Raw genomic sequence first — 205 nt, forward strand, 5'->3', positions numbered from 1 at the left:
CGCAACACGGATCAAGAACTGAAGATACATAGAGCTTGCTGAAAAGCGAGACGGATTAGAGTTTGTACAGTGTTACCTAAGACTCAGCCTGAATAAGGCATACAGGATTTAGATTGTTACCTTTTTTTGCTTGGCGACCATAGCGAGATGGAACCACCCGATCCCTTACCGAACTCGGAAGTGAAACGTCTTAGCGCCGATGGTA

General features: G+C 45.9%; 1 rRNA gene. It reads left to right on the forward strand.

From position 1 onward, the window contains the following. Positions 1–129 precede the first annotated feature (129 nt). Positions 130–205 (forward strand): 5S ribosomal RNA (gene rrf / locus JYB63_RS23195); the annotation flags it as partial.

This window comes from Aliamphritea spongicola, from assembly GCF_017051665.1.
GTDB lineage: Bacteria > Pseudomonadota > Gammaproteobacteria > Pseudomonadales > Balneatricaceae > Amphritea > Amphritea spongicola.